General features: G+C 55.2%; 12 protein-coding genes. 7 read left to right on the forward strand and 5 right to left on the reverse strand.

Going from position 1 to position 16,738, the window contains the following annotated elements:
* Nucleotides 1-491 precede the first annotated feature (491 nt).
* Both PROAA_RS19155 and PROAA_RS12345 read left to right on the forward strand, forming a co-directional pair.
* Complete coding sequence (locus PROAA_RS19155; RefSeq protein WP_245664264.1) at nucleotides 492-767, forward strand: hypothetical protein; 276 nt, start codon at nucleotides 492-494, stop codon at nucleotides 765-767.
* 715 nt (nucleotides 768-1,482) lie between these two features.
* Nucleotides 1,483-2,295, forward strand: coding sequence for an NYN domain-containing protein (locus PROAA_RS12345; RefSeq protein ID WP_186411630.1), 813 nt, complete (start codon nucleotides 1,483-1,485; stop codon nucleotides 2,293-2,295).
* An 886-nt stretch (nucleotides 2,296-3,181) separates the two neighbouring features.
* Here PROAA_RS12345 and fmt read toward each other — a convergent pair.
* Both fmt and def read right to left on the reverse strand, forming a co-directional pair.
* A complete protein-coding gene (gene fmt / locus PROAA_RS12350) occupies nucleotides 3,182-4,108 on the reverse strand; it encodes a methionyl-tRNA formyltransferase (protein WP_186411631.1) in 927 nt (308 codons plus the stop codon).
* Nucleotides 4,105-4,608, reverse strand: coding sequence for a peptide deformylase (gene def / locus PROAA_RS12355; RefSeq protein ID WP_186411632.1), 504 nt, complete (start codon nucleotides 4,606-4,608; stop codon nucleotides 4,105-4,107). The genes fmt and def overlap by 4 nt, the downstream gene beginning before the upstream one ends.
* Nucleotides 4,609-4,737: 129 nt before the next feature.
* Here def and PROAA_RS12360 point away from each other — a divergent pair, with 129 nt between their 5' ends.
* The 3 genes from PROAA_RS12360 (at nucleotide 4,738) to PROAA_RS12370 (ending at nucleotide 9,840) form a co-directional block, all read left to right on the forward strand.
* On the forward strand, nucleotides 4,738-5,805 hold the full coding sequence (locus tag PROAA_RS12360; RefSeq protein ID WP_186411633.1) for a LysM peptidoglycan-binding domain-containing protein: 1,068 nt from the start codon (nucleotides 4,738-4,740) through the stop codon (nucleotides 5,803-5,805).
* A 3-nt stretch (nucleotides 5,806-5,808) separates the two neighbouring features.
* A complete protein-coding gene (gene dprA / locus PROAA_RS12365; protein ID WP_186411634.1) occupies nucleotides 5,809-6,900 on the forward strand; it encodes a DNA-processing protein DprA in 1,092 nt (363 codons plus the stop codon).
* A 336-nt stretch (nucleotides 6,901-7,236) separates the two neighbouring features.
* Nucleotides 7,237-9,840: a DNA topoisomerase III gene (locus PROAA_RS12370; protein WP_186411635.1), complete on the forward strand. Its 2,604-nt coding sequence runs from the start codon at nucleotides 7,237-7,239 to the stop codon at nucleotides 9,838-9,840.
* Between the two features lie 91 nt (nucleotides 9,841-9,931).
* Here the strand turns inward: PROAA_RS12370 and PROAA_RS12375 are convergent, their stop codons facing one another.
* The 3 genes from PROAA_RS12375 to PROAA_RS12385 form a co-directional block, all read right to left on the reverse strand.
* Nucleotides 9,932-10,846, reverse strand: a complete 915-nt coding sequence (locus tag PROAA_RS12375) for a hydrogen peroxide-inducible genes activator (protein ID WP_186411636.1) — start codon at nucleotides 10,844-10,846, stop codon at nucleotides 9,932-9,934.
* Complete coding sequence (locus tag PROAA_RS12380; RefSeq protein WP_222102251.1) at nucleotides 10,843-11,562, reverse strand: pseudouridine synthase; 720 nt, start codon at nucleotides 11,560-11,562, stop codon at nucleotides 10,843-10,845. The genes PROAA_RS12375 and PROAA_RS12380 overlap by 4 nt, the downstream gene beginning before the upstream one ends.
* Nucleotides 11,563-11,623: 61 nt before the next feature.
* The gene (locus tag PROAA_RS12385) at nucleotides 11,624-12,124 is read right to left on the reverse strand and encodes a MarR family winged helix-turn-helix transcriptional regulator (RefSeq protein ID WP_186411637.1); all 501 of its coding nucleotides are present in this window, start codon (nucleotides 12,122-12,124) and stop codon (nucleotides 11,624-11,626) included.
* A 154-nt stretch (nucleotides 12,125-12,278) separates the two neighbouring features.
* On the opposite strand from PROAA_RS12385, the gene PROAA_RS12390 reads away from it, so the two are divergent.
* Together PROAA_RS12390 and treS are read left to right on the forward strand one after the other, a co-directional pair.
* Nucleotides 12,279-13,202, forward strand: coding sequence for a mechanosensitive ion channel family protein (locus PROAA_RS12390; RefSeq protein ID WP_186411638.1), 924 nt, complete (start codon nucleotides 12,279-12,281; stop codon nucleotides 13,200-13,202).
* 167 nt (nucleotides 13,203-13,369) lie between these two features.
* The gene (treS, locus tag PROAA_RS12395; RefSeq protein WP_186411639.1) at nucleotides 13,370-16,735 is read left to right on the forward strand and encodes a maltose alpha-D-glucosyltransferase; all 3,366 of its coding nucleotides are present in this window, start codon (nucleotides 13,370-13,372) and stop codon (nucleotides 16,733-16,735) included.
* Nucleotides 16,736-16,738: the final 3 nt, after the last annotated feature.

The following is a 16,738-nucleotide window of genomic DNA, read 5'->3' on the forward strand; positions in this document are numbered from 1 at the left end:
ATGTACTTCGATTCCATTACCCATGATCAGCTTGCCTTCGCCATGCATCGCCTCAATCACCGTCCCAGAAAATGCCTCGGCTTCAAAACACCTCACGAGGTCTTCATGAAGCAGCTACACTCGCGTCATAACGCTGTTGCACTTCAGACTTGAATCCGCCAAGTCACGAAGAGGTTCCGTCATGGTCTTATGCAAAGCGACATGCAAACGAAATCGCCTGCGACACGTTTGCCGCTGAACTGCTGATGCCGTAACAGCAATGGCTCTCCGCTGTTCCCAAGGAAGAGCCCTCCTTAGATCTCATCCAACGCATGGCCGACTTGTTCGGCACGTCGTTCCCTGCTGCGGCGTCAAGGTATGCCGGTCTTAGCGATATGCCTTGTGCATTCATCACCATGGAGCGCGGTGCGGTGCGGTACGCCGCACGATCCACAACCTTGAGGCAAGCAAGAGCCTGGATCCCTCCCAGGTCGGTAATTCCAGTGGGGTCCGTGGCTCACCGAATCCGCTCATCAGGGAATAGCGCCACAGAGACGGGGGAGGTTTCACAGGACATATGGTTCGACAACTGGGAGAAGGGCCTTGACCTCTCGGAGCTCTCAAGGCACTACCAGCGCACCGACACCACCATCTCCTTGCTATGGTTCGACAGCGACGATTTACCGGAGATTGAGGTAAACCGCTACGGCGCACGTGTCGAAGACGATGGAGGCTTGACTGAACTGACGGGAGAACTGTCATGGCCGGGGCGAAGCAGGCGCCGCTAGGAGACACTATGTTACACGCTAGAATCTTGCATCCGTCATGATTGATGTCGGGCAGGAATGATACGCAGACCAGCCTCACACAAAGTGGGAGACGACCGGCAGCTTCGGCCGATTATGTAGACTCCTTGATTATGTGGATTCGGAGCCTTGGCTGCCATCAGACGCCTTGCTTGACAAGGCAAGAGATGATCTGCGGTCCACATAATCTGGTGTGTGTCGCAAGGCCAGAAAATAGCATGTGAGGACATTCACTACGCGTATCTGCAGCACAATGGGCTTGTTGCTCGCCCGGATCAACATTTTGTTGTTGATGTTGCTGTGTGTGGTAACCGTTCGAACTCAAAAATTGTGTTGAGTGTACACTGGGCTCAGAGGCCAGCAGGCCCCTCGCAGACAAGCCTCTGCAGGGGGATGATTTAGTAGCTCCGCATAATCAAGCGGTCAACATAATCGGCCTATGTAGCGCTCCACATAAGGCCGAGTTGTATGAATTGCGCTTCCGGCAGGTTTCAGAGTGAAGTAGACACTTAAAGCGTCCGATCCTCAAATTGGAGAAGGATGGCTTGTGGACGGTTGCGGAACCACAGTATGTCCGCACAATATAGCCAGTCGACAAAATGACAGAGGTGCCGCGTAGCTCCTTTCAGGCACCATGCTCGACGCGTACAATCGGGCCAGAGCGGCAGTTCAAGACCTGCCCGCCGAAGTTGTTCCCATGAGTGATTCTAAAATGATTGCATTACTGATCGATGCCGATAATTTCTCATCGCCAGCATGGATAAATGAGGCTATCCAAACGCTTGAGATGACTTGTGGCGACATAGCAATTCGTCGCGCATATGGCAGCGCTGAAAAGCTGAAGGGGTTGGCAGATGTGTTGCGATCTAGGGTCATTCGCCCGTTCGTCAATCTACCGCTTCCGAAAAACACTACTGATATGTCATTGGCCGTAGATGCGATGGAGTTGGCGTGCCTAACGCCGCGACCAAAGTTGATAGTTATTGCCTCCGGAGATTTAGATTTTGTCCCGCTGGTAGTGCGGCTTAGGGAGCGAGGCATCAGAGTCGTGTGCGTGAGTGAGCGAAGCAAGATGGCGCAAGATGCTATTCCCGCTTACGATCAGATCATCTATGTTGGCGAAGATCAGGTTGATAGCCCAGTAACGGGAAAAGCTGCGCCAGTTCCGGTAGCGAGTATTGGTACGACGCCAGAGAAACCCGTAGAAAATATACGGGCTGTAAAGGTGACCGTGCCAAAGGCAGTTACGGGGAAAAGGGGACCTGCAAAGAAGGCCGCTCAGAAGACGACAGCAACAAAGGCTGTCATAACTCCCAAACAGATACTTGCCGTATTACCCAGTGTACAGAACGGGCAGTGGTTGCCATTAGGGGAAGTCGCCAAGATACTCCACGATAAAAGGCTTCTCGCAAAAAGCGCGACTTCAACGAAGTTGTTTAGAAAGTTCCCGGATCACTTTGAACTAATGCCTGCAAGCAAGCCTAACAAAGTCCGAGTAATTAAGTCGTGATCGTGTAGCTTAGAGCGTTTCGTTCGATAACTTGCCGAACAGTTTCTTTCTTAAACTCCGAGGTGAATCTTCGTGATCTCACGGCATTCCTCTTATGGCCAAATCATAGGCTCGGAAGGCCTACTGTTCTAGGGGCAGTCAAGGGCGGAAATTCACACAGTCTGTTGTCGCTGTGAAACGATAGCTCAGAGATTGGTCTGAATCGTTATCCTGAGACCATTTAATACGACCTCCATAATCACGCGCTATTCAACGAACAGATCGGCCCTAGTGTTAATGTTTGGCCTAAGAGAAAAACGCGGCAGAACGCGTTAAATGCTGGTTTCCGCCCCGGCAGTCAAAATGCACCTGTAAATCATGAAAGGAAAAGTTGGTGTTGTGGAAAACGCAAATGCGTACGATCAACATCGACTTAGTGAGATTCAATAGATATCGAAGCGTTGGTGAGGCACCATGTGAATCGCCCCGGCTTCAGTGGACACTTTCGTACTATACTGGAGAGGCGTCGTTCGCATAAGGCTCGCCGATTGTTTGCCCACCCTAGTCATTGGCAGCTAATAACTTCAGACAATTCGAAATGTGCTTTGGGTTTCCGGCGATTTTTCGTGGGCCCTAGTGATTTCCGATTTCAAGTTATGGGGAAGGGGCTTGGGCGGCGATTTGCCGCCTTTTTGTTGTTAACTGATACCTTGGCCATCGAAAGGGTTCGATCGTTGATTCTGAGTTGATTCTGAAGGTCGATTTTTGGGCTGAGAACGCGTGAAACTGATGTAGGATTTTTCAATGAATTTGAGAATGGCCAAGGATGGTGTTCTCAAAATACTTCAATAACGTGTTGATTCGTCGAGTGCATGGTTTTCACTTATTTTGAGAACCTACAGAGCAGTCAGGACAGGTTGTCGAAGGTTGCTCCAGGAAGTATGGGGGTTCCAGTCAGGAACGCGCTAACGGGCAGTCGTTTGCCACCAGCCTTTTGCAACTCTGTCAATCGTAACGTACCCTCGCCACAAGTAACCAAGATACCGCGTTTGTCGGCCGCAATAACCGCGCCTGGCGATCCACCGGTTTCGGCTTGGGCCTCGGCTCGCCAAACCTTGACTGTGTTGCCATCCAGACCGACAGTCGCGCCGGGATATGGGTTGAACGCCCTGACCTGCCTGGCCAGCTGCGTGGCTGGCAAGCGCCAATCAAGTGGCGCTTCAGCTTTCTCGATCTTGGAAGCGTAGGTCACCCCTGTTTCTGGCTGCAAGCTCAGCGGCAAGGGCAATTTACGGAGTGCCTCGACGATAAGACGACCTCCGAGGACGGCTAGCTTGTCGTGCAAGGTTCCGGCCGTGTCATCCTCGGTAATCGATAGTTTTTCCGAAAGCAACACTGGACCGGTATCCAGACCTGCTTCCATCTGCATGATGCTGACGCCGGTTTCGATGTCACCGGCCAGAATCGCCCGCTGGATCGGTGCAGCACCACGCCAGCGCGGCAGCAGTGACGCGTGGACATTGATGCAGCCGAAACGCGGTATTTCGAGTACCGCCTGCGGCAAGATTAGTCCATACGCGGCGACAACCATGACCTCCGCGCCGAGGACTCGCACACGTTCCTGTGCCGCCGAATCACGCAGTGTAGGTGGTTGGAAAACCTCAATGCCTGAGGCCAGCGCTAGGGCCTTAACGGGCGACGAATGAAGTGCCATACCGCGTCCTGTCGGCCGATCCGGCTGTGTAAGCACTGACAACACGTGATGTCCGGATGCAATTATGTCGCGCAGGACGGTGGCGGCAAACACCGGCGTACCGGCAAAGACCAGCTTCATGCGGTAATGCGCGACTGCTTGGCTAATTTGGCCTTGATGCGTGTCTGCTTGAGAAGCGAGAGATGTTCCACAAAAACTCGACCCTGAAGGTGATCTATTTCATGCTGCAAACAGACTGCAAGCAAACCGTCGGCAGCAACGGTTTGATCTTCACCGTCCGTATCAAGATAGCGAACGACGACGCTTTCCGCACGTTCGACCTTGTCGAAGATACCGGGCACCGAGAGACATCCTTCCTCACAAACCTGAAGCCCTTCACTTTCAACAAGTTCCGGGTTGATGAGCACCAGCAACTGATCCCTGGCTTCAGAGGCATCGATGACGATAACCCGCATATGTACGTTCACTTGCGTCGCGGCCAGACCGATTCCCGGTGCCTCGTACATCGTTTCGGCCATATCACGAGCGAGACGTCGAATGCTATCGTCAATATTTTCAACCTTGGCGGCGACGGTTTTCAAGCGCGGGTCAGGGTAACGGAGTATTGGCAGTAGTGGCATAAAAAGCTTGATCGAAGAAGTAATTACGTGCAGAATCCGATGCAACATCTTGAAAAACGGCGCAATATTTGCGCAGTGGGTCTACAAGCAGAAACAGATGTTACCGACCGCTCGTATGAGGATAACACGATGATCCGCATTATATCCATGCTCGTTCTGGCCGTTGCCGCCACACTATGCAACGCCGCTGAACAACCGCTTCAGCTGGCTGAAAACGCCCCGCAACGACACATCGTCGTGCCTGGTGACACGTTATGGGGGATATCCGGGCAGTTTCTCAAAGAGCCTTGGCGCTGGCCGGAAATCTGGCGCATGAACAAGGAGCAGATCAAGAATCCGGATCTCATATTTCCCGGTGATGTGATCGTTCTTGATTATGATTCCAACGGTAATCCAATGCTTCGCAAGCAAAGTGGCAACTCCAAACTGCGTCAGCAAAGTGACAAGCTGCACCCTCAGATTTATTCCGAACAGATTAGTCAGGCCATTCCGCCAATTCCACCCAATGCGATCGGACCCTACCTCTCCGAGCCGCTTGTGGTTGAAGTGGACGGTCTGGACAGTGCGGCTCGTATAGTCGCTACGCAGCAGGACCGGGTATTTCTTGGCAGTGGCGATACCGCTTATGTTAACAATGCCGACCCTTCCCAGTTGAAGTGGCAGGTCTATCGTAACGGAAAGCCGTTGCTCGACCCGGCGTTCCCAAATCAGAATCCGGCTGACCCGACACATGTTCTTGGCTATGAGGCATTTTATTTGGGTACGGCAACACAGGTCAGTCCTGGCAGTCCGGCCACATTTCAGATTCTGACTGCCAAACAGGAAATCGGTCGAGGTGACCGCTTGGTTCCAGCCGCCCAGCCTTCATTGGTCGCCTACGTCCCGCACAAGCCGGATTTCATGGTCGATGGCCGCATCATTTCGGTCTACGGGGGCGTCGAATCTGCTGGGCGGGGTTCAATCGTTTCATTGAATCGGGGCTCCAAGGAGGGCCTAGAGATCGGGCACGTGCTGTCGGTTGAGCGGAATCGGACGATTGTTGAACGTGACGATGATGGTCGCAAGGTCAATGTGGAAATTCCTCCAGTTCGGCTCGGGTTGGTTTTTGTATTTCGCGTATTTGACCATATATCCTATGCACTTATCGTGCAGGCTGAGAGCACTGTTGAGGTCAATGACTTCGTCCGTACGCCCTGAGTAATGACCGAATGCGAGTCGCTTTCAAGTTGGCTGCGACTAACGCTTATTCCCGGGATTGGCGGTGAAACACAGCGCAAGCTGCTTACCGCTTTCGGGCTCCCTGATGCGGTTTTCTCCGCTGATCGAAGCTCGCTTCGCGCCGTCATTGGTGAAAGGTCAACCAGACTTCTGCTCGATACAGACAATGCATTCCTCGTTGAATCAGCGAAAGAATGGTCACAAGAAGCAGATCAGCGCATCGTTACTTTAGCTGACCCAGAGTACCCGCAGTCGCTGCTTGAAATTCCGGATCCCCCAACGCTGCTCTATGTACGCGGACGCTTGGATCTGCTTAACCGTCCGGCTCTGGCTATCGTAGGCAGCCGAAATCCAACCCCGCAAGGTATTCAAAACGCCGAACGATTCGCTTCAACCTTCGCCGACGCGGGTCTGGTGATCGCAAGCGGACTGGCGCTTGGAATCGATGCAGCAGCACATCGTGGAGCCCTGGCCAGCACCGGAGATACTATCGCGTTCATCGGTACGGGCATTGATCGCATCTACCCGGCGCGAAACAAGGAGCTGGCTTTGGAAGTCGCCAGTCGGGGGGTCGTCGTTTCCGAGTTTCCAATCGGCACGCCGGTCACGGCAGCCAACTTTCCGCGACGTAACCGGCTGATATCAGGTATCGCCCGCGGCGTGTTGGTCGTTGAAGCAGCCATTGTAAGCGGATCGCTGATTACTGCCCGACTAGGCGGCGAGCAGGGACGAGAGGTTTTTGCCATTCCAGGATCGATTCACTCACCGCAATCGAGAGGTTGCCACAAGCTGATCAAGCAAGGTGCGAAGCTGGTTGAAACTGCGCAGGACGTCCTTGAGGAACTGAATTGGCAAACAACTTTGGTAGCTGCATCGCCGACGAACGACAAGGCTGATGGTGTACCTCATGCGCTGTTGTCATTGATGGGATTTGATCCGTGTAGTCTGGATGAACTTGCCGAACGTAGTGATTTGTCGGCCGATTCGCTGTCAGTGATACTCTTGGATTTGGAACTCAGTGGCAGAGTGGCCAGTCTGCCAGGTGGCCGCTACCAGCAACTTCAAGAAGTCTGAATTCGTCGGTTTGCTTCCTGCCTCAGTGTCGCCCAGCTTTGCGCGCCTGCCAAAGGGAGTTGGAGGGAGTTGGAAACCAGCCGCGGTCCGATGCTTGGGGATCGATCGATTCCGCCAATCGGGAACACAATTGTCGTATGAATTGTATCGGCGATGTTGATCCGGCACCGACGCACCGTACCCTTCCACATCTGCCGCAGCAATTGGTTTTCATCGTCTGCATTGCTCCGCGCAAGCAAGCGTTGCTTGCCAAGCGCCGTAGAGTGCACTTATCATGCCCTGCCTGACCATACTATAGTCATACTGACTAACGGCCCTCCCTGGCACATAAACACCATGAGCAAGAAGCTGATCATTGCCGAGAAACCTTCCGTTGCCGCCGACATTGCACGTGCACTAGGTGGGTTTACCAAACACGACGACTATTTCGAGAGTGAAGACTGCGTCCTATCGTCCGCTGTCGGCCATCTGCTCGAACTGGCCTGTCCGGAAGAGTATGAAGTCAAGCGCGGCAAGTGGTCGTTTGCTCATTTGCCGGTCATTCCGCCACATTTCGATTTGCGGCCAATCGAAAAGACGGTATCACGCCTCAAGTTGCTCACACGACTGATCAAGCGCAAGGACGTGACCGGGCTGGTGAACGCCTGTGATGCAGGGCGGGAAGGCGAGTTGATCTTCAACTACATTGCGCAGCACGCCAAGTCTGGAAAGCCGATTCAACGACTGTGGTTGCAGTCGATGACGCAGCAGGCAATCAAGGAAGGCTTTTCGAAACTCCGCGCCGGTACCGAAATGAAGGGGCTGGCCGACGCCGCAGTGTGCCGCTCCGAATCCGATTGGTTGGTTGGTATCAACGGCACGCGTGCCATGACCGCCTTCAATTCAAAGACTGGGGGCTTCCATTTGACGACGGTAGGTCGAGTACAGACTCCGACCTTGGCGTTGATCGTCGAACGTGAACAAAAGATCCGCAAGTTCAAGGCACGCCCCTACTGGGAGTTGGAAGGACATTTCGCCTGTGCCGCCGGCACATACACGGGAAAGTGGTTCGACGAGAGTTTTGCCAAGAACAAGACAGGACAAAAAGCGGAGCAGGATGAGCATCAGCGTGCCGAACGACTTTGGGACGAAACCCGAGCCAAGGCCTTGCAAAGCAAATGCGCCGGCCATCCGGGCGAAGTCAGCGAAGAAACCAAGCCATCGACTCAGCTTTCACCATTGCTCTTCGATCTGACCAGCCTGCAACGTGAGGCCAACAGCCGTTTTGGCTTTTCGGCCAAGGCCACTCTGGGCCTGGCGCAGGCCCTTTACGAAAAGCACAAGGTGCTGACCTATCCGCGTACCGATGCACGCGCACTTCCGGAAGATTATCTGCCGACGGTCAGGGCGACACTCGTCATGCTTACAGGCGAGGGCGTTGGCAAAGGGCATGATGAAGCGGCACTTGCGCGCTATTCACCCTTTGCACACCAGATTCTGGCGCGCCAGTGGGTTATTCCGAACAAGCGCATTTTCAATAACGCCAAGATATCCGATCACTTTGCCATCATTCCGACGCTGCAGGCACCGAAACACCTCTCCGAGCCCGAGCAGAAACTTTACGACATGGTGGTCAAGCGTTTCCTTGCCGTTTTCTACCCGGCGGCGGAATACATGATCTCCACGCGCATCACACGCGTCGAAGGGGAGCCCTTCAAGACGGAAGGCAAGGTTCTGGTCAATCCGGGTTGGCTGGCTGTTTATGGCCGCGAAGGACAGGAAGGCGACGAAGGTAATCTGGTTGCCGTAGAATCAAAGGAAATGGTGCAGACCGACGAACTCATCCTGAATGCTACAGAAACCCGGCCCCCACCCCGCTACTCCGAGGCGACCCTGCTTTCGGCCATGGAGGGGGCAGGAAAGATGGTTGACGACGAAGAGCTGAAAGCCGCCATGGCCGGCCGTGGTCTGGGCACACCGGCTACCCGCGCCCAGATCATTGAAAATCTGCTCGGTGAGCAGTACCTGCATCGCGAAAACCGCGAACTCCAACCCACAGCCAAAGCCTTCTCGTTGATGACGTTGCTCAATGGTCTCGGCATCCGGGAACTCACGGCGCCGGAGTTGACCGGAGATTGGGAATGGAAACTCGCGCGAATGGAGCGTGGCGAAATGTCGCGCGACGAATTCATGAAGCAAATCGCGGCGATGACACAGCATATTGTCGACCGTGCCAAGAGCTACGACAGCGATACCATCCCTGGCGATTTCGGCGAACTTTCCACACCCTGTCCGAAGTGCGGCGGCAAGATCAAGGAGACCTATAAGAAATTTCAGTGTACGGCATGTGATTTTTCGCTTTGGAAGATCGTCGCCAGCCGCCAGTTCGAGGCCAGCGAGATCGAGTCTTTGCTGACTGAGCGCAAGATCGGCCCCATAACTGGCTTCCGAAACAAAATGGGTCGTCCCTTTGGCGCCATCATCAGGCTCAATGCCGACAATTCGCCAGAGTTTGATTTTGGCCAGGGAGCAAATGGTGATGACGGCAACGCCGAAGAGGTCGATTTCTCCGGACAGGAGCCGCTTGGTGTGTGCCCGAAATGTGAAGCGCGTGTTTTTGATCGAGGCATGTCTTTCGTTTGCGAGAAATCGGTAGGGCCGGCGAAAAGCTGTGATTTCCGCTCCGGTAAGATCATTCTGCAGCAACCGGTGGAGGAGGAGCAGATGAAGAAATTGCTCGCAACTGGCCGTACTGATCTTCTCAAGGGGTTTATTTCTGCTAGAACAAAGCGCAAATTCTCAGCCTTCCTGGTACGCGGAACAGACGGCAAGGTCGGATTCGAGTTCGAGAAACGGGAACCGAAGCCAAAATCACCGCCTAAGCCAGCGAAAGTGGTGAGCGAGAAGCCACTTCCCAAAACCTCCAAGGCAAAATCGGGAACAAGCAAGAAGTCAGGATAGAAGGATTTCCTTGAGCTTCGTTAAGCCGACAGGGGCAGATGTTTCACGTGAAACATCTGCCCCTGTCGAATCGGAATCAAAAACCCATTAACTACGGAACTGCGCTTACTCCGGCCGGAGGTGCGTCGAGGATTGCGGCTCGTAAGGCGTCTATTGCCTTCGGTCGTGGGAAAGTGGCCCTCCATGCGATAACAACTCGTCGGAAGGGGGCAGGGTCGGTAAAGGGGCGAAACTGCAGTGGCGGCTCATTCTGAGCCCATGACTTTGCCGCTGAAACCGGAGCGACGGATATACCAGCCCCGCTTGCCACCATGTGGCGTACCGTTTCCAGCGAACTGCCTTCAATGGCTCCTTCGAGCCCTCCCGTTTCCGAGAGGTGCGGACAGGCTTGAACAACCTGATCGCGAAAGCAGTTGCCCTTACCCAGCAGCAACAGATTTTCGGCAGCCACTTGATTGGGAGGGATGGCCGATTGAGCCGCCAAAGGATGTTCCGTTGGCAAGACGACGCAAAAAGCTTCGTCATAGACAGGGTATGAGACGATACCGGGCTCGGAAAAGGGTAGGGCGACAATAATCACATCCAGGTCGCCCCGGCGTAGCTGTTCCGCCAGACTGACCGTGAAATTCTCATGCAGGTACATCGGCATGAGCGGTGCGCGGGAATGCAGCGCCGGAATCAGCCGCGGCAGGAGATAGGGCGCAATGGTATAAATGACACCAAGCCGTAAGGATCCGACCAAGGGGTCCTTGCCCTGTACCGCGAGCTCCGTCAGTCGGTCGGCTTCCTCGAGCACCTTCTCGGCTTGCCGAGCTATCTTCTCGCCAATGGGCGTCAAGCGAACATCAGAAGAGGAGCGCTCGAAGAGGATCACACCGTGTCGCTGTTCCACCTTCTTCAGTGCCACAGACAACGTGGGTTGGCTGACATGACATTTCTCTGCCGCACGGCCGAAATGCCGTTCGCGGGCCAGCATCACGATGTAGCGAAGTTCGGTAAGCGTCATTGCTGAGGACGAGCCAGACGAGCCAGATCACTCGCTTCAAGCCATATCCACTGTCCTATAGGTAGGCTGTCTGGCAGGGGGAAACCGCCTATTGCTATCCGGTTGAGACCTTCCACTCGATTCCCGGCGGCTGCGATCATCCGCTTGACAAGATGGTACTTGCCCTCGGTGACGGTCATTCGGAGAAGGTGTTCCGAACGGACTTCACAGCCGGTAGCCGCGATACGCGCAGGTTCGTCATGTAGTTGAACCCCTTCCAGCAAAGCGTCCACCTGAAGCGTATCCACCGGGTGTTTGACGGTTACGTCGTATACTTTGGGAATTCTCTTCTTTGGTGAAGTGTAGGCATGAATGAACTGCCCGTCGTCTGAAAGAAGCAGCAAGCCTGTAGTGTCTTCGTCCAAACGTCCGACGGCCTGAATATTTCTTGTCAGCAATACACGGGGAAACAGGGAATAAATACTCGGGTGGTGCTTCGGCTTGTGCGAGCACTCAAAACCGGCCGGTTTGTTAAGTGCAAGAAAGGCAAATTCCCGATAGGTCCACAGCACCCCATCCACAGAGAACAAAAGCCCATCGGGCTCGAATTCTGCGAAGGGGTCATCGCAGAGCATGCCGTCAATGCTTACTCGTCCGGAACGAACCAGAGCACGACACTCAGGCCGGCTGCCAAATCCCTGCGATCTCAGCAGTCGTTCCAGCTGCATTTTCGGCATTATGAGGCGCTCAATCGGGGAGGAAACATGCAGAAAACGCGTGCGGGGCAACGACAATGGGCTACTCGCCCATAAGGTCCAGCACCGAAGTCAATCCGAAAACCAAGCCCTTGAGAACCGGCAAGGGCACTTCGCGCAAAGCGTAGCGTAATCGGCCCTGCAAGGGCCCAGGAAGATCCCTGACCACATCGATGCCCGAGTCGTTCAGGAACAGACGCACGACGCGATTGTCCGCGTCGCTCCGCTCACGGCGAACAAGACCGCGCACCTCGATCTTGTCGAGAAGATTGCTGGCGGTAGAGGGATGTATGTGCAGCGCTTCGGCCAGTTCGGCAACGCGTAGTCCCGGTTGCGCTGAAATCTGCCATAGAGCCAAGAGCTGGGAGCCGCTCATTCCCTGGGTGGCGTCGATACTCTGCATGCCCGACTGAACCGCGCGTACCAGGCGCAGTACCATGCTGAAAGCTTCCTCTGCCGCTGCTACATCGAGTGCTGAAGGAACCGATCCCTTGCCGGCAATTTCATGAGTCGACGGTGATTCCTCAGCTCGCTCCTTTTCCATAACCACTGCGACTCCTTTGTTTGCTCAACAAACATATTCGTGCAATAATAGTTTCCGCAAACATAAGAGTCAAGCACGGTATCGTGTGACGATCTTGAATTCACACCATTCCCGCAGCCACTCAGCCGGGAATTGGATTACGACGGAAATTCCTATGGATAGAAGCGCACTCGAACAAGTATTCTCTTTCGGCAGCCAGTTTTCGCCGGCCATGGCTCTGGGCTTCCGGATCACCCTCATTGCTGCCTTGGCGTGGTTTGCCGTGATCCTTTCCCACAGAATGATTCGGGCTTTTCGTCTTTTCATCAGCAAGAATCTTGCCGATGCTGAGGAGGTGAAGCGTGCGGCCACCTTGGGCAGGGTGTTCCGCTACATCGCTTCGGTCATCATTTCGCTGATTACCGTCACGCTTATCTTGAGCGAACTGGGCATATCCATCGCGCCTATCCTCGGTGCTGCGGGCGTGGTGGGTGTTGCCGTGGGGTTTGGAGCCCAAAGCCTGGTCAAGGACTACTTCACCGGCTTCTTTCTGCTACTCGAAAACCAGATACGTCAGGGGGATGTCATCCAGGCCGGTGGCAAGGCCGGGGTCGTCGAGGAAATCACCCTTCGTTTTGTCCGCATGCGCGATTACGACGGGAACGTTCACTTCGTCCCTAACGGCACCATCACAACCGTCACCAATATGACCAGGGGCCATGCGCACGCGGTAGTGGATGTCGGTGTGGCCTACCGGGAGAATGTCGATCAAGCCTTGGAGATAATGCGCCAAACCGGCGCCGAGTTACGCGCCGATCCTGCGTTTGCCGCAAAGATCCTCGAAGATGTCGAAATTGTCGGTGTTGAAGCGTGGGCCGATTCGGCGGTTGTATTGCGCTGCCGTTTCAAAGTCGCACCGATCGAGCAATGGGGAGTACGCCGCGAATACCTGCGCCGCCTCAAACATGCCTTCGACGTCGCTGGAATCGAAATTCCGTTCCCGCATCTCACCCTCTATCCTGGTCAGAACAAAGACGGCGCCAGTCCACCCCTGCACCTGTCGATTGACGTCGCTCAAGTGCCAGAAAGGGTAAAGTGAGCCCCTCCAATTCGAGAGAACCCTTCAGCTACAATTGCTGCAATCCTATTCAATCGCAATCCAAGAATTCCGCGGTCCGCCTTATACACAGCAACACATTCTTCCAGTGAGTTGAGCATTTGCTAAAACAAGAACAAATATGACTACTTGCCCGAGTGGAGAGACAGATGCATAACGATGATATCAAGCCTGACGCCAACTCCCACGTAGATCCAGCGTGGGATAAGGATCCGCTCTGGTACAAGGATGCGATCATCTACGAGCTGCATGTCAAAGCCTTTTTTGATAGCAATGGCGATGGTATTGGCGACTTCAAGGGGCTGACCGAGAAGCTCGACTACCTGCAGGACCTCGGCGTAAACACTCTTTGGCTGTTGCCGTTCTATCCTTCGCCGTTCCGTGACGATGGCTACGACATTTCCGACTACCATAATGTGCACCCGGAGTATGGCACCCGCGCCGATGTCCGTAACTTCATCCGCGAAGCGCATCGGCGCGGGCTGAAGGTGATCACCGAACTGGTCATCAATCACACGTCCGATCAGCATCCCTGGTTTCAGGCGGCGCGCCGCGCGCCGGAAGGTTCGTCCAAACGCAATTTCTACCTGTGGTCGGATACGGACAAGAAGTTTCCCGAGACGCGGATCATCTTCACCGATTCGGAAAAATCCAACTGGGCATGGGACGAGGTAGCGGGCGCTTACTACTGGCACCGTTTCTTTTCGCACCAGCCGGATCTGAACCACAACAACCCGGCAGTAGTGAATGCCGTGATCCGCATCATGCGCTTCTGGCTCGATCTGGGCGTCGACGGGCTGCGCCTGGATGCCATCCCCTATCTTTGTGTTCGCGAGGGCACCGCCAACGAGAATTTGCATGAGACCCATGATGTGATCAAGCAAATGCGCGCAGTGATCGATGCCCATTACAAGAACCGCATGCTGTTGGCCGAGGCCAACCAATGGCCTGAGGATGTACGCGAGTACTTCGGCGAAGGCGATGAATGCCACATGGCTTACAACTTCCCGGTGATGCCTAGAATATTCATGGCGGTCGCTCAGGAGGAGCGTCATCCGATCATCGAGATCATGAATCAGACACCGGCGATCCCCGACAACTGTCAATGGGCGATATTTCTGCGCAACCACGACGAATTGACGCTGGAAATGGTCACTCAGCGCGAGCGCGACTACATGTACAAGATGTACGCTGCCGATCCGCGCATGCGTGTCAATGTCGGTATCCGTCGCCGATTGGCGCCGCTGATGGAGAACAACCGCGACAAGATCGAGCTGGTGATCTTTCTTATCCTGACCCTCCCGGGTTCACCGGTCCTCTACTACGGTGACGAAATCGGCATGGGCGACAACATCTACCTTGGCGACCGAAACGGTGTCCGAACACCCATGCAATGGAGCCCTGACCGCAACGCGGGCTTTTCCAAAGCCGATCCACAGCGGCTCTTTCTTCCGCCCAACATGGACCCGATCTACGGCTACGAAGCAAAGAATGTCGAAGCCCAGACGCGCAATACGTCCTCGCTACTGCAATGGAACAAGCGCCTCATCGCCGTGCGCAAGAACCACAAAGCTTTCGGCCGTGGCAGCATCAAGTTCCTCGAACCGGGCAACCGCAAGATCCTCGCCTATGTGCGTGAATGGGAGGACCAGATACTGCTTTGCGTGGTCAATCTCTCGCGCAACGCACAACCGGTGGAACTCGACCTTGCGGCTTTCAAGACCCGCGTGCCGGTCGAACTGCTCGGCCGCTCCCCCTTTCCGCCGATTGGCGATTTGCCGTATCTGCTGACCCTTGCGGGGCACGGTACCTACTGCTTCAGCCTGTCGACCAACGTCGAGGTGCCCTACTGGCATGAAGAACGTCTGACCCGGCCGGAACTTCCGGTGTTGGTACTCACCCAGGGATGGCTGACCTTGTCCGGAGGCAAGGCCACGGCCAATACTGTGCGCCGGGCGCTTGCGGCCACTACCCGGGAACAGTTTCAGAACAAGGTTATGGGCCCCTATCTGTTGAGCAAGCGCTGGTTCGCTGCCAAGGGTCACAAGATCGAGCGGATCAAGATCCTTGAGCAGGACGCTTGGGAGACCACTCACGGTAGCTGGCTGCTCACCATCATCGAGGTACACTGCGCCGAAATTCCTCCTCAGCTCTATTTCTTGCCGCTGGCCATTTGCTGGGACGAGGAAACAAGCGAGGAGCGACGCGCGGTCCTGGCGCCCTGGACGCTTGCCAAGGTGAGACAGAAGGAACGCACGGGCATACTTTACGGTGCCTTCGGCGCCGAAGGCTTTTGCCGCTCCCTGGCTGAGGGCATCGGCGAGAACATCTCGCTGCCTTTGGGCAAGGGACGCATCGAATTTCGTGCCACGCCGGCTTTCGAAAGGCTCGCGGACGGTCTTGCGGCCCCCGTTCGCCACCCCGCGCTTGAGCAGAGCAATACGGCGGTCTACTTTGGAAACCAACTATTCCTCAAAGGCTATCGTCGTCTGCAGTTTGGTACCAATCCTGAGGTCGAAGTCGGTCGCTATCTCACCGAACACTCGCCTTTCCCGCACGTTGCGCCCGTTGCCGGCTCGGTCGAATTCCAGCGTGCTGACGGCCAAACGATGACTCTGGCGCTGTTGCAGGGCTTCACGGAAAATCAGGGCGACAGCTGGAGTTTCGCTGTTGACTACCTTGAGCGCTTCCTCTCCGAGCCTGAGCTTGCGTCCGAGGAAGCTACGCCCGATCCACATGCCTATTTCCTTTCTCTGATGGAATTGCTCGGACGCCGGACCGGCGAACTGCATCAGGCTTTCGGCATGTCCACAGGGGACACGGCCTTCGAACAAGAGCCAATCACGCCCGAAGATCTCTCCAGATGGTCGATCGCCGTGCAGGCCGACGCGGTTGCGACGCTCAACGAGCTGGAGAGCCGCCGCACTAGCCTACCGGAAAACCTGCACGCCGCCTGCGACCATCTCGCAGCACTGCGGCCGGTCCTGCTTGAGCGTGTTTCGCCGCGGGCGCTGGCGGGAATTTCCGCCGCCAAGATGCGTTATCACGGCGACTATCATCTCGGACAGGTCCTGCGTGTCGAAGACGACTTCGTAATCATCGACTTCGAGGGTGAGCCCGGTCGTCCGATGGAGGAGCGGCGCCAGAAGCATTCGCCACTGCGTGACGTGGCCGGCATGTTGCGCTCCTTCAGCTATGCGGCGGCAGTGGCAACCAATCGCGTCACCGCCGAACGTCCTGCCGACCGCTCCCGAACTGGCCCGCTGGTAAAGACCTGGGAGCTGCAGTCGTCTGAAGCTTTCCTGGCCGGTTACCGGCAGGCAATAAAAGGCTGTGCGGCTTGGCCAGAGGAACCAGGCGTAGCGGAACGACTGATCAAGTTCTTCGTAATCGACAAAGCGCTCTACGAAATGCGCTACGAGATGAATAACCGACCCGACTGGCTGGCGATTCCACTTTTCAGCTTGATAAGATCACTTGATAGATCACTTGAAGCATCCAAAGAGAAAGCATGACGT

The organism is Candidatus Propionivibrio aalborgensis (genome assembly GCF_900089945.1).
In the GTDB taxonomy this organism is placed as follows: Bacteria; Pseudomonadota; Gammaproteobacteria; order Burkholderiales; family Rhodocyclaceae; genus Propionivibrio; species Propionivibrio aalborgensis.

Coding starts and splice junctions, on each gene's coding strand:
- PROAA_RS12385 (WP_186411637.1), bottom strand. CDS start 12,124: ATGGAAAAGGAGCGAGCTGAGGAATCACCGTCGACTCATGAAATTGCC.
- PROAA_RS12360 (WP_186411633.1), top strand. CDS start 4,738: ATGATCCGCATTATATCCATGCTCGTTCTGGCCGTTGCCGCCACACTA.
- PROAA_RS12370 (WP_186411635.1), top strand. CDS start 7,237: ATGAGCAAGAAGCTGATCATTGCCGAGAAACCTTCCGTTGCCGCCGAC.
- def (WP_186411632.1), bottom strand. CDS start 4,608: ATGCCACTACTGCCAATACTCCGTTACCCTGACCCGCGCTTGAAAACC.
- fmt (WP_186411631.1), bottom strand. CDS start 4,108: ATGAAGCTGGTCTTTGCCGGTACGCCGGTGTTTGCCGCCACCGTCCTG.
- PROAA_RS12380 (WP_222102251.1), bottom strand. CDS start 11,562: ATGCCGAAAATGCAGCTGGAACGACTGCTGAGATCGCAGGGATTTGGC.
- PROAA_RS12345 (WP_186411630.1), top strand. CDS start 1,483: ATGAGTGATTCTAAAATGATTGCATTACTGATCGATGCCGATAATTTC.
- treS (WP_186411639.1), top strand. CDS start 13,370: ATGCATAACGATGATATCAAGCCTGACGCCAACTCCCACGTAGATCCA.
- PROAA_RS12390 (WP_186411638.1), top strand. CDS start 12,279: ATGGATAGAAGCGCACTCGAACAAGTATTCTCTTTCGGCAGCCAGTTT.
- dprA (WP_186411634.1), top strand. CDS start 5,809: ATGACCGAATGCGAGTCGCTTTCAAGTTGGCTGCGACTAACGCTTATT.
- PROAA_RS12375 (WP_186411636.1), bottom strand. CDS start 10,846: ATGACGCTTACCGAACTTCGCTACATCGTGATGCTGGCCCGCGAACGG.